Genomic DNA, 13,029 nt, shown 5'->3' on the forward strand with positions numbered 1-13,029 from the left:
AAATGAAGCACCGGCGATTCGTGGCGGCTATCTAGCCCAACTTACGGTTCGACTGCGCTCAGCATGACGCTCAAGTACCTACCAACGGGAAAGCCCTTGCCGCTCGTTTACACTGCTACGCTAAATGCGTAAAGGGTAGCTCCACCATTGGCTTGGTATGCCTGCTACCCACTACATCGGCTGCTCTGGTTTTTCCTTCCGCGACTGGAGGGGCGTGTTCTACCCCGAGGGCTTGCCGCCGCGCAAGTGGTTTGAGTACTACTGCACACAGTTCGATACGCTCGAGCTGAACGTGACCTTCTACCGCATGCCCGAGCCGGAGGTGTTTGAGGGCTGGTACCACCGCAGTCCCGAGCACTTTCGCTTTGCCGTGAAGGCGCCGCGGGCCGTTACGCACTACAAGAAATTCGGGCCTGAAGCGCAGCCAATTCTGGCCGATTTTTACGGTATGGTGCAAGAAAGCTTGCGCGATAAGCTCGGCCCGGTGCTGTTTCAGCTGCCACCCAAAGCCGCTTACTCCGACGAGCTGCTACAGCGCCTGCTCGATAGCCTCGACCCGGCTTTCCGAAACGTGCTTGAGTTTCGGCACCCAAGCTGGTGGAGCGGCGAGGTGTTTCGGGAGCTGGCGCGGCACAACATCAGCTTTTGCGGGCAAAGCCACCCGCAGCCCCTGCCCGACGAGGTGGTGGCTAACACGCCGCTGCTGTACTACCGCTTTCACGGCGTGCCCGAGCTCTACAAATCGGCCTACGACGAGACCTTTCTGCAGCACATTGCCGCGGAGGTGCGGGCCGCCAAGCAGGCAAAGGAGGTGTATCTTTTTTTCAACAACGGCATTGGTGGCGTGGGCGCCGTAAACGCCCGGCAAATGCAGCAACTGCTGCAAGCCGCGCCGGCCGTGCAGCCCTAGGTGCGCGGTGCCGGCCTATAGGCTAGGAGCAGCAGTTGGCAGCGGGGCAATCTGGCGTAGCAGGTAAAACAACATGTGGCCGATTTCCTGTAGCTGCTCGGGCTCCACCACGCCGGCGTCTTTGCTGAAGGTGAGCTGCAGCGGAGCGGCCGCGTCGTCGGAGGAAGTAGCGGGACCAAGCGAAAGGCGGCATTCGTGGTACTTCAGCAGCGTGTCGTGGATATCGGGGTAAGCAAACAGGGTTTGCAGCGCGGCCGGGTCGTTGGTCCGGATGATGAAGGCGTCGTCAATGTCCTGCACGCCCAGTTCCACGTCTTCCATGCCCAACAGCTTACCTAGCTCGTGCAGCAAATCCTGCTCGTGCAGCACAAAGCGCAGCGCTACGTTGTCGGGCACGGCGGCCGTAAGGGTGGTAAACTCGTAGCCGCCCTCAAACCCGCCGCCCAGGTCGATGTCGATATCGAGCAGGAGCTGGTAGCCGCCGAGGTTCAGCTGGGCCGTGTACTCGAGCAGGTCGGGCTCGCGGGCCATGTCGGCGGCAACTTGGCGCCAGAGTTCAGCTTCGGTTTCGGCGGCGAATACGCGGGTAGTTTCCATAGGCGGGCGGCGGTTCGTAGTGTGGCTTAAGCGAGCCGCCAACAGGCAGCCCGCAGAGGAGCTTACTTACAATGGCTGCTGCAGGTTTTGCGGGCTAAGCACCTAGGGCTGCACCGACGATGCGGTAGCATCCTGCTCAGCAATGAGTTGCCGGAGGTACTGCAGTACGGCATCCGTGCCCTCGGCTAAGTCTTTGATTGTGGATTTTACCTCCACGTCGGGCTGCACGCCGGTGTCTTGGGTTTGGGGCGTGTAGCCCGCTGCCCACCACTCGGCGCCCGCACACATGCCCCACAGCTTGGTATTGGGCAGCTGAAAGCTCAGCGGCTCGCCAAAAAAGCGCATGGCATTGCCGGTTTCTTCGCCCACAATGGTGCCTAGGTGGTAGGCCTTCACGGCTGCGGCCAGCATGTGGGCCGAGGAGAACGTGCGCGGCCCCGTAAGCAGGTAAAACTTGCTGCTGAACAATAGCTCGGGCTTGGCCAGCGGCGCAGGCGGCTGCGGCGTGCTGCTGAGGCGGTAGCGGCCATCGGCAAACTTACCCTGGTTGGCCGCGAGCATATCGTTAAACCACTTGTTGTTGGGCTGCTGCGGCAGGGCTTGTGAGTAGCGCAGCTCTTTGGCCTCGCCCTGCAGGTAGGACTTGGTGGTAAGGTACTGCAGCAGTTGGGCGCCCACCGCCGAGTTGCCGCCGCCGTTGCGCCGAATATCCACGGCCAAGTGCCGAATGCCTTTTTGCTTGATGACGGTGAAGGCCGAATCGAGAAAAGCGGTAGTGGCTTTGTTTTGCTGGAAGCCGAAAAACTCCAGCACGGCCAAGCTTTCGGGCTCGTGCAAGGTGAGCTTGTACTTGCGCGGCCCCACGTTCATAAGCTGCATCAGTCGCTCGGCCGGAATGCCGCGCAACGTGGTGGTTTGCTTTTGACGCTGGCCGTAGTTCTGAAACTCCAGCTGCACGCTTTCGCCCCAGCCGTAGAGGCTCCAAAGCGTGAAGCCGAACAGTCGGGCCGTGGTGGCTTCGCGGTTTTTCTGATGGTCGGCGGGCCAGTAGCGCAGCATTTTCTGCACCACCGCGTCGGCGCTTTCGCCGTTGATGCGCCGGATGAGGGCACCGGGGCGCGCCTCGCTTTCGGTGGCGGCTTCAGTAACGTAGAGCTTGCCTTTTTGCAGCGTTACGTTCAGCGGAAAAAACAAGCCCCCGCGCTGACTGTATGCCTGAAAAGCCGCATCCGAGAAGTCGTAGCTCAGGCCGGTGTGGCCGTCGGCGTACTGCGTGGTGAGGGGCATTACCAACTGCGCAAACTCGCCGGCCGTGAGCGGCTGATTGAGCTGCGCCCGCACGCGTTGCCACTGTCGCTCGTCGGCCTCGTGGCCAAGGCGCAGGTGCAGGTTGGGGTGCGTGGCGTGCAGCCAGGCGTGCAGGCTATCGAGGTCTTGTTGCAGCTGTGGCGGCTCGAGCAACGTGAGGCTGGAAGCGGGGGCCGCCGGAAGCGGAGCGGGCTGCTGCTGCGCCCACGCGGCCTGCGCCACGCCAACGAGCAAGCATACAAAACCTAGGAGTGCTTTCATAGCCGGAAACCGGATGCGGGAGTGAGGGAGCAGAGTACCCGCCGCTGCCTGCAGCAACGCCGGGTGTAAGCAAAAATAGCAGCTGGTAGCAAGCTGCGCAGCCACATAATAAGGTGAGCAATAGGCTAAAAGGTTGCCTGTTGTCGGGTGTTTGCCTTCGCAATGGTGCAAACTATCCAGGGCTTATGGGCAACGAAGCGGACCATTACGTACATCCTAAGCCCCGCCATTTGCTACCTCTATGCCCACCTACCACATTGGCTGCTCTGGTTATCACTACCGCCACTGGCGCGGCCTGTTTTACCCCGAAAAGCTGCCCATGCGGCGGTGGTTCGAGTATTACGCCGAGCACTTTGCTACGCTCGAGCTGAACGTGACGTTTTACCGCTTTCCGCAGCTCTCGTTTCTGCAGAACTGGCACCAAATCAGCCCGGCCAAATTCGTGTTCGCCGTGAAAGCGCCGCGCTTGATTACCCACTACAAGCAATTCAATGGAGTAGGAGAGCTGCTGCTCGATTTTTACGGCACGGTGCAAGAGGGCTTGCAAGAAAAGCTCGGGCCGGTGCTGTTTCAGTTGCCACCTAGGGCTGCCTACACCACCGGGCGTTTGCAGCGCATCTTAGATTACCTCGATCCGGCTTTCCAGAATGTGTTGGAGTTTCGGCACCCGAGTTGGTGGCACCCGGCCGTGTACGCGGCGCTAGCCGAGCGAGGCATCAGCTTTTGCGGCCAAAGCCACCCCGAGCTGCCCGATGCCGTGGTGGCCACCGGGCCGGTGCTGTACTACCGCTTCCACGGGGTGCCGCGGCTGTACCAGTCGCCCTACAGCCCGGCGTTTTTGCAGCGCGTGCACGCCGAGGTTGCCGCCGCGCCGCAGGTAGAACAAGCGTATTTGTACTTCAACAACGACATCGACGCCTCGGCCATTGCCGATGCCCAGCACATGCAGACCTTGGTGGCACCGCGCACCTAGGACGCTGGCGCGATTACATAACTTTTGCAGGCTAAAGGAGTTAAAGCTGCTGGCGCCCAGGTATGCAGCTGCTGCTGAGGTGCACGGTTTCCAATGGGTAAGCACGCTTGCGGGTGTCGGCTTGTAACCCCAAGGGGCTGCGGGCGGTAAGCTTCGGAGCCGGATGCCGGTGATTCTGTAACGCAGCCCACGCATAAGTTGCCCATGCACCCAGCGCTGTTCTTGTTATTGCTGTGCCCAGCTACTCCGCATTGGCGGCGTGCCTTGCTGCCCGTAGCGGTGCTGGTGTGGCTGCTGCGCGCGGTGCCAGCCCTAGGGCAGCAGGCACCTGCCCGCCCAGTGCCGCCCAGCCCCGAACTTTCGCTGGAGCAGTGCCTGCAATACGCGCTCAGCAATCAGCCCCTCATCCGGCAGGCGCGGCTCGATGAGCAAACCAACGAGGCCGACATTCGGATCGGGTTGGCGGGCTGGCTGCCGCAGGTAAACCTCACGGGCAATGCGCAGCACTATTTTCAGTTGCCATTCACGGTGTTCCCGAACGAGCAAGGCCAGCAGGTGCCGCGCCAAATTGGTTTGCGCAACACTTCCACGTTTTCGCTGGCCGGTACGCAGGCCCTCTACAACAACGAGGTATGGCTGGCCTTGCGCAGCGCCCGGCCTTCGCGCGTGCTTTACCGGCAAATCACCCAAACCACGCAAACCAACGTGGTAGCCGATGTCAGCAAGGCTTTTTTTGATGTGCTGCTGTCGCAACGCCAGCTGGGTGTGTACCAAGCCGATATTACCCGGCTGCAGCGCGCCCTGAAAGATGCCCGCGCCCGCTACGACGCCGGCGTGTCAGATAAAATCGACTTCAAACAAGCCGAAATTTCGCTGAATACCTCGTTGGCCGCGCGCAAACAGGTAGCCGAAAGCATCAAGGCCAAAACGGCGTTTCTGAAACAGCTGATGGGCCTGCCCAATGAGCAAGCCCTGCAACTCCGCTACGATACGCTACGCCTCGAGCAGGATGCATTGGCCGATACTACCCTAGGGGTAAACCCCACCAACCGCCTCGAGTATCAGCAGCTGCAAACCGAAAAAGCCCTGCAAGCGGCCCAAATTGATTACTACCGTTGGGGTTTTTTGCCGGCGCTTTCGGCCTACGGCAACTACAACACGGTATTTCAGAACAACGAGTTTTCGCGGTTGTACAGCCGCCGCTTTCCCAACTCGTTTGCGGGTGTGCAGCTGGCCTTGCCGGTGTTTACGGGCACGCGGCGGCTGCAAAACCTGCGCCGCGCCCGCCTGCTCGACGAACGCCTCGACGAAGACCTGGTAGCCACCCGCAACCTCATTACCACCGAGTACGAGCAGGCGCTGGCCACCTACAAGGGCTACTTCGCCGATTACCAGCTGGGCAAGCGCAACCTGGCTTTGTCGCAGGAGGTGTACGACGTGGTAAACCTGCAGTACCGCGAAGGCATTAAGCCCTACCTCGATGTGCTGGTAGCCCAAACCACGCTGCGCACCGCCCAGCTCAACTACTACGTGGCCTTGTTTCAGGTGCTCAGCAGCAAAGTCGATTTGCAGCGGGCCCGGGGCGAGCTGCCCATCAACTACTAAGCCGCCTCTATCCACCATGCCACTATACCACACACCTAGGGCTTTCTTTATCTGGCAATGGCTTCGCCGCGGTAGCCGCTGCCTGCCTGGCCAGCAACGCAGGGTAGTGCACCTAGGGCACGTGCTAGCAGTAGGCGGGTTGCTGCTGCTTGCGGCCTGCGGCGATAAGGAGAAAGAAGCCGAAGGCCAAGGCGCCAGCGGCAAAGAGGCTGGCCCTACGCCCGTGAGCCTAGTAGCCGCCACCAAGCGTCCCGCCGTGTACTACGACGAGTACCCCGCCACCGTGGTAGCCCTAAACAACGTGGAGCTGCGCAGCCAAGTGGCCGGGTTTATTACGGGCATCTTTTTCAAGGAAGGCGAACTGGTGCCCAAAGGCAAGCCACTGTATGAAATAGACCGCCGCAAGTACCAAGCTGCGCTCAACCAGGCGCAGGCCAACCTGCTCAGCGCGCAAGCCGAGCTGAAAAACGCCAACTTAAATCTGCAGCGCTACCAGCGGCTGGCCGAGCAAGATGCCGTGGCCCGGCAAATACTCGACAACGCCGTAACCACCCAAGCCAGCGCCCGCGCCCAGGTGGAGGTGGCCCGCGCCGCCGTAGCTACTGCCCGCACCGACCTCGACTACTCGCTGATAAATGCGCCGTTCACGGGCCGCATTGGTATTTCGCAGGTGCGCCTAGGTGCGCAGGTGAGCCCCGGCACCACGCTGCTGAACACCTTATCGAGCGAAGATCCGATTGGCGTCGATTTCGTCATCAACGAAAAGGAGTTGGGCCGCTATGTGGCCTTGCAGCAGGAGCAGCGTGCCGGCTCCGGGGCCGATACCACCTTCCGGCTGCTGCTGCCCGATGGCAAGCTCTACGCCGATGGCGGCCGTATTCTGGCTATTGATCGGGGCGTGGATAACCAAACCGGTACCACGCAGGTGCGCGTGCAGTTCGGTAACCAACAGCGCCTGCTGAAGGACGGCATGAGCACGGTACTGCGGGTGCTCAACCGCGCTTCGGGCGTGCAGGTGGTGGTACCGCACAAAGCCATTCTCGACCAAATGGGCGAGAGTTTTGTGTTTGTGGTGCGCGACACCGTAGCCCTGCAGCGCAAAGTAGAGCTGGGGCCCCGCCTGCGCGACCAGATAGTGGTGCTGAAAGGCCTGAAGGAGGGCGAAAAGATTGTAACGGAAGGCTTGCAGCAGCTGCGCGACAGTGCCGTGGTAACCCTAGGTGCGCCCAAACAAGGCGGCGGCAAGGGCGGCCCCGGCGCCGACAAAGCAGCCCAAAAAGGTGGCGGCCGAAAACAAGCAGGCCAGCCATGATAGCCGAAACCTTTATCCGCCGCCCCGTTACGGCCATCGTCTGCTCGGTTGTTATTGTGCTGATTGGGGTGTTGGCCATTCTCAACCTACCCATCACGCAATACCCGCAAATCACGCCGCCCACGGTGTCGGTGTCGGGTACGTACGTGGGCGCCGATGCCGAAACCGTGGAGCAAACGGTGGCTACGCCCGTGGAAGTACAAGTGAACGGCACACCGGGCATGACCTACCTCACCAGCACCTCGGCCAACAACGGGCAGATGAGCATGTCGGTGAACTTCGATGTGGATACCGACATCGACGTAGCCGCCCTCGATGTGCAAAACCGCGTGGGCATTGCCCTGCCGCGCCTGCCACAGGAGGTGCAGCGCCTAGGGCTTACGGTGCGCAAGCGCAACCCCAGCATTCTGATGCTCGTGGCGCTGTACGCCCCCAAAGGCACCCACAACATTACCTTCCTCGACAACTACGCCAACATCTACATCAAAGACGCGCTGCTGCGCACCAAGGGAGTAGGCGACATTAACGCCCGCGCCGACGACTTTTCGATGCGCATTTGGCTGAAGCCCGATAAGCTGGCGCAGCTGGGCGTAACGGCCGCCGAGGTTACGGCTGCCCTGCAGGAGCAAAATGCCCAGATTGCCGCCGGCTCGGTAGGGGCCATGCCGCAGCAGCCGGGCCAAAGCTTTGAGTACGCCGTTACAGTGCGCGGCCGCTTGGTTACGCCCGAGGAGTTCAGCGATGTAATCGTGAAAACCCGCCCCGAGGATGGCTCGGTGGTGTACTTGCGCGATGTGGCCCGCGTGGAGCTCGGCAAATACAACTACAACAACGTGTCGTTTGTGGATGGCAAGCGCGCGGCTTACCTGCTGGTGTACCAGGCCCCCGGCTCCAACGCCCTCGAAACCTACCAGAACGTGGAGGAAACCATGGAGCAGCTGAAAAAGCAGTTTCCCGCCGACCTCGACTACATGATTCCGTTTGAGGCGGCCTCGGTGGTGAAGGTGTCTATCAAGGAGGTATTCAAAACCATGCTGGAGTGCTTGGTGCTGGTGGTGCTGGTGGTGTACTTGTTTTTGCAGAGCTGGCGCGCCACGCTTATTCCGGCGCTGGTAATTCCGGTAGCGGTGGTGGGCCCGTTCATGGCCTTTGTGCCGCTCGATTTTACCATTAATACGCTCACGTTGTTCGGGCTGGTGCTGGCCATCGGCATCGTGGTCGACGATGCCATTGTAGTAGTGGAGGCTGTGCAGCTGAACATGGACGAGAAAGGCATGAACGCCCGCGAGGCCACTTTAGAGGCCATGCGCGAAATCTCGACGCCGGTAGTTACCACCTCGCTTATCCTGATTGCGGTGTTTGTGCCGGTGGCGTTTATTCCGGGCATTACGGGGCGGCTGTACCAGCAATTTGCACTCACTATTGCTGTTTCGGTGCTGATTTCCACGTTTGCGGCGCTGTCGTTTACGCCGGCTCTGTGCGCTCTAATCCTGAAGCCGCGCAAACAAACCGAAAACCAACCCGCCGAAGGCGAGCAAGCGCAACAAACCCCAACCGAAACCAACGAGCAAGCAGCACCCAAGCACAAAGCCAAAGGCTACCTCCGGCGCTTTTTCGATTGGTTTAACCGCTGGTTTGGCAACCTTACTAACCGCTATACCAACGGCGTTGAGAAAGGGCTGAACTACCCGCGCTGGGTGTTGGCAGGGGTGGTGGCCATACTGGTAGGCACCGTGCTGCTGTACCGTATCAAGCCCTCGGGCTTTATCCCGACGGAAGACGAAGGCCGCCTGATCATCACCTTTACACTGCCCGAAGCGGCCTCTACCGGCCGCACCGTATCGGTGCTCCAGGGCATGATGAAGGAGCTGCAACGCACGCCCGGCGTCAACCACTTTTCGGGCTTGGCGGGCCTGAACGCGGTAAACTTCTCGTCCAAATCAAACAGCGGTACCATCTTCTGCCAACTAAAGCCTTGGGATGAGCGCAAAGACAAGGAACTCAGCTCGCAGGCCTTGGTCGACTCGCTGCAGCGGCGCTTTGCCAAGTTTAAGGAAGCGCGCGTAGTAGTGATTCCGCCGCCGGCTATTCCGGGCTTGGGCAACACCTCGGGTTTCTCGTTTATTCTGCAGCAGCGCGAGTCGACTACCGATATCAAAGAGTTCGACCGCACGCTGCAGCGCTTCTTGGGTGCCATGCGGCAGCGGCCCGAAATAGCCAAGGGTTTCTCGTTCTTCACCACCAACACGCCCGGCTACAAGCTCGAAATCGACCGCGAAAAGTGCAAGAAGTTGGGCGTGCAGGTATCGGCGGTGGGGCAGGCACTGCAAACCTACCTAGGCTCGGCCTACGTGAACGACTTTACCCTGTACGGGCGCACGTTTAGGGTGGTAGCGCAGGCCGATACCAGCTACCGCGGCGACATCCAAAACCTCGACCAATACTACGTGCGCAACCAAAACGGCGGCATGGTGCCCCTGAGCACGCTCGTGAGCTACACCCTGGCCGAGAGTGCCCCGCTGGTTTCGCACTACAACCTGTTCCGCTCGGCCGACATCAACGGCGACCCTGGCGAGGGCTATAGCACCGGCGACGCCATCAAGGCCCTGGAAGAAGTAGCCACCGAAAACTTGCCACCGGGCTACGGCTACGAGTTTTCGGGCCTGAGCCGCGAGGAGAAGCTGGCCGGCTCCCAGTCGCTCTACATCTTCGGGTTGTCGTTGGTGTTTGTGTTTTTGGTGCTGGCCGCGCTGTACGAAAGCTGGTCGGTGCCGTTTGCGGTGCTGGTATCGGTGCCTATTAGCGCCCTAGGTGCCATTCTTACCCTGAGTTTGCTGCCCAACCTCACCAACAACGTGTACGCCCAAATTGGGCTGGTTACGCTGGTGGGCCTGGCCGGCAAAAACGCCATTCTGATTGTGGAATACGCCAAGGAGCGCGTTGATGCCGGCACCGAGCTCGTGAAAGCTACGCTCGAAGCCGTGCGCCTGCGTTTCCGGCCCATCGTGATGACTTCGATGTCGTGCTTGCTGGGCGTAGTACCCCTGATGATTGCCTCGGGCGCCGGCGCCGAAAGCCGCAAAACCATCGGCTGGACGATTTTTGGCGGTATGTTGGTAGCGACCACGGTGGCCACATTTATTGTGGCGGTGTGCTACGTGTTCATCACCCGCAAAGCCTACGGCAAGCAAAAGCTGGAAGAGCTGGAGCAGCAAGGCAAAGAGCGCGAGGAGGCCGACAAACAAGAAGAAGAGCCGCAAGAAGGTGATAAGCAACAGCCCGCTGCCGAAGGTGGCAAGCCCAACGAGCAGCCCCCTGCACCTAAGGAAAACCAGAACGATGCGGAAGATTCTTCAGCCGCCGACAAGCCGCCCCGCAAGGATTCCTAGGTACACAAGCTGAAGGGCGGCGCTTTACTTTGCAATGTTATGAACGACGAACAAGTAAGCCCCACCGCGTGGGCTACCTGCATCAACGAACTGGTGCGTGCCCGCCGCAGCATTCAGCCGGTGCAGTTTGTGCCCGATAAGCAAGTACCCGACGAGGTAGTGCAGCAACTGCTCGAAAACGCCAACTGGGCCCCCACGCACAAGCGCACCGAGCCGTGGCGCTTTGTGGTGTTCAGCGGGGAGGGCCGCCGCAAGCTAGCCGAGTTTCAGGCCGAGCTGTACAGGCAGCAAGCCGGCCCCAACTTCGATGAGAAGAAGTACCAGAAGCTGCTGCACAATCCTATGCGCAGCTCGCACGTAATTGCCATTGGCCTGAAGCGCCACTTTGTGCTGCCTGAAGAAGAGGAAGTGGCCGCCGTGGCATGCGCCGTGCAAAACCTGCACCTTACAGCCACCGCCTACGGCCTAGGTGGTTACTGGGGCTCGGGCGGCATTACCTACATGGAAGAGGCCAAACCGTTCTTCGGCCTTGCTCCCGAAGACAAGCTGCTGGGCTTCTTTTACCTAGGGTATGTGCAAACCGAGCCCGGGAGCAACATACGCAAGCCCATTGCCGACAAGGTGACTTGGGTAACGGAATAGCCCACCACAACACTCGTGCTCTACAAAACAGAAAGGCCAGCTGCAGGGCAGCTGGCCTTTCTTGCTATGTGAGCGGGCACCTAGGCGCTAGCGGCGCCTAGGTGCAGGTTTGCGAGGAACAGGTTTTTTGGTAGCTGGCTTTTTGGGCGCAGCTTTGGCGGGGGGCGTAGGCGTTACTGTTTCGGCCGGCATGGGCGGCTCGGGGCCGTACTTTACTTCAGCCGAGTTCGGGTCGCCGGTCAGGAACAGGTCGAACTCGACGCGCCGGTTGAGGGCGCGGCCGGCCTCGGTAGCGTTGTCGGCAATGGGCTTCAGCTCGCCGTAACCACGCGACTCGATGCGCGTAGCCGGTACGCCTTTGCTGAGCATGTAGGTGCGCGCCGAAGCGGCCCGGTCGTGCGAGAGGCGCAGGTTGTACGGGTCCGAGCCCTTGTTGTCGGTGTGGCCGGCAATGCTGAGCGTGTAGTCGGGGTACTCCTCCATAATCTGCACCAAATTGTCGAGCGTCGGGAACGACGACGGCTTCAGCACGGCCTTGTTGAACTCGAACTGGATGTACTTGGTGGCCTCTTTCAGGCGCTTCTTGGTTTCCTCTTTAATCTCGGGGCAGCCTTTGTTCGAGGCCGGACCGGGCGTGTTGGGGCAGCGGTCTTGGTAGTCGGGTACGCCGTCGCCGTCGGTGTCAACGGGGCAGCCCGAGGCGTCCACTTTCACGCCGGCCGGGGTGTCGGGGCACTTGTCGTCTTGGTCGCGTACGCCGTCGTTATCGGCATCGGGGCAACCTTGCAGCTCGCGCTTGCCGGGGGTGTCGGGGCATTGATCTTCCGAGTCGCGCACGCCGTCGTTGTCGCGGTCGGGGCAGCCCTCAAGCTCGGCCTTGCCGGCTTCGGTGGGGCACTTATCCTGGTAATCCGGCACCCCGTCTTTATCGGTATCAATGGGGCAGCCGTTGGCATCAACCTGCACGCCGGTGGGCGTGCCGGGGCACTTATCCTTGCGGTCGGGCACGCCGTCCTGGTCTTCGTCTTTGGTTTGGCCTAGGTTAAACGTGAGGCCCGCCGAGTGCTGCAGAAAACGGTCGTCCCATTTGTTGGGGTCGCGCGTTTGGATGTTGTCGAAGTTGGCGTTGACGGGCCAATGCTGGCCGGTTTGCAGAAACAAGCTCACCCCGTTGGAAACCCGGAAACGCAGGCCAGCGGCCCCGTGCACATCAAAGTAAGTGTTGCTCAGGTCGAAGCCCTGCTGCTGGTTGTTGATGTTCAGCTGCCCATCGTTGCTGACGACCACAATGCCGGGCGCTACAAGCAAATAAGGCTGCACGAAGAACGTTTCCTTAACGGGCAGCTTCAGGCGCAGCCCTAGGTTGGCCGTGGCCACGTTGGCATCGAGGTACGAGCCGTAGTACGGCGCGCCTTGCCCCGTGCGGAACAGCATGTCGCCGTAGTTAAAATCGGCGCCGATATCGAGGCCGCGCGTGAGGTAGCGGTACACCGAAAGGCCGGCGCCAAACTCTACGTTGTCGGCGGCGCGCCAGTATTGCGAGCCTAGGTTGCCTTTGTATTGCAGGGTGCTGCCGTAGAGGCTAATTCCGGTTTTTTTGTCGGCGTTTTGGGCTTGAGCCGTTGTAGGCGCGGCTGCCACCAAGGCCAGTCCCAACGCGGCAACGGGTGGGAGTAGTCGAAGTCGAGTCATATAAAGTCCAGCTTAGAATGAGAAAAGTGCTCCTTATTCAGCTGGCTCTATATACCCTGGGCAATCAGAAAAGTTGTTGAGGTACAATTAGCGTAGGCGTATAAGCTTTACGCTCAGCATTACTAACTGCGCATTTAGCTCCGCCTCCCGCCAGGAACAAGATCAGGTAAAGGGGCGCACCCATGCGGGGTAAGCGGCGTCATTTTGCCAGTGCTAACTGGCTCAGGCGGTAGCCTGAAAGCGCGCATCACATGATGATGTGATGCCAGTAAAAGGGGTTGTTGAGTTGTAATATGGCAACAGCCTGTAGTATTTTGTAGTCGATTGCGTGAAGGAGGCA

The 13,029-nt window shown here is 60.3% G+C and carries 9 protein-coding genes; 6 read left to right on the forward strand and 3 right to left on the reverse strand.

Annotated elements, in window-relative coordinates; translation table 11 throughout:
- Positions 1–157 precede the first annotated feature (157 nt).
- Complete coding sequence (locus ASU33_RS00850) at positions 158–910, forward strand: DUF72 domain-containing protein (protein ID WP_059067205.1); 753 nt, start codon at positions 158–160, stop codon at positions 908–910.
- A 15-nt stretch (positions 911–925) separates the two neighbouring features.
- Here the strand turns inward: ASU33_RS00850 and ASU33_RS00855 are convergent, their stop codons facing one another.
- Positions 926–1,507 (reverse strand): hypothetical protein, encoded by a 582-nt coding sequence (locus tag ASU33_RS00855; RefSeq protein WP_059067207.1) that lies wholly within the window; start codon positions 1,505–1,507, stop codon positions 926–928.
- A gap of 102 nt (positions 1,508–1,609) precedes the next feature.
- Positions 1,610–3,076 carry a S41 family peptidase gene (locus ASU33_RS00860; RefSeq protein ID WP_059067209.1) on the reverse strand — a complete coding sequence of 489 codons (1,467 nt, stop codon included), beginning with the start codon at positions 3,074–3,076 and terminating at the stop codon, positions 1,610–1,612.
- Positions 3,077–3,317: 241 nt separating this feature from the next.
- Here ASU33_RS00860 and ASU33_RS00865 point away from each other — a divergent pair, with 241 nt between their 5' ends.
- The 5 genes from ASU33_RS00865 to ASU33_RS00885 all read left to right on the forward strand — a co-directional run bounded on the left by ASU33_RS00865 (position 3,318) and on the right by ASU33_RS00885 (position 10,997).
- Entirely contained in the window at positions 3,318–4,049 is a 732-nt protein-coding gene (locus tag ASU33_RS00865; RefSeq protein ID WP_059067210.1) for a DUF72 domain-containing protein, read from the forward strand.
- 204 nt (positions 4,050–4,253) lie between these two features.
- Positions 4,254–5,654, forward strand: a complete 1,401-nt coding sequence (locus ASU33_RS00870) for a TolC family protein (protein ID WP_078062763.1) — start codon at positions 4,254–4,256, stop codon at positions 5,652–5,654.
- Positions 5,655–5,670: 16 nt separating this feature from the next.
- On the forward strand, positions 5,671–6,966 hold the full coding sequence (locus tag ASU33_RS00875; RefSeq protein WP_078062764.1) for an efflux RND transporter periplasmic adaptor subunit: 1,296 nt from the start codon (positions 5,671–5,673) through the stop codon (positions 6,964–6,966).
- Positions 6,963–10,355, forward strand: coding sequence for a multidrug efflux RND transporter permease subunit (locus ASU33_RS00880; protein WP_078062765.1), 3,393 nt, complete (start codon positions 6,963–6,965; stop codon positions 10,353–10,355). The genes ASU33_RS00875 and ASU33_RS00880 overlap by 4 nt, the downstream gene beginning before the upstream one ends.
- A gap of 39 nt (positions 10,356–10,394) precedes the next feature.
- Complete coding sequence (locus tag ASU33_RS00885; protein ID WP_059067214.1) at positions 10,395–10,997, forward strand: nitroreductase family protein; 603 nt, start codon at positions 10,395–10,397, stop codon at positions 10,995–10,997.
- Between the two features lie 87 nt (positions 10,998–11,084).
- Here the strand turns inward: ASU33_RS00885 and ASU33_RS00890 are convergent, their stop codons facing one another.
- Positions 11,085–12,689: an OmpA family protein gene (locus ASU33_RS00890; RefSeq protein WP_078062766.1), complete on the reverse strand. Its 1,605-nt coding sequence runs from the start codon at positions 12,687–12,689 to the stop codon at positions 11,085–11,087.
- Positions 12,690–13,029: the final 340 nt, after the last annotated feature.

Origin of the sequence: Solirubrum puertoriconensis, assembly GCF_001483135.1 — a bacterium.
Classification (GTDB): domain Bacteria; phylum Bacteroidota; class Bacteroidia; order Cytophagales; family Hymenobacteraceae; genus Solirubrum; species Solirubrum puertoriconensis.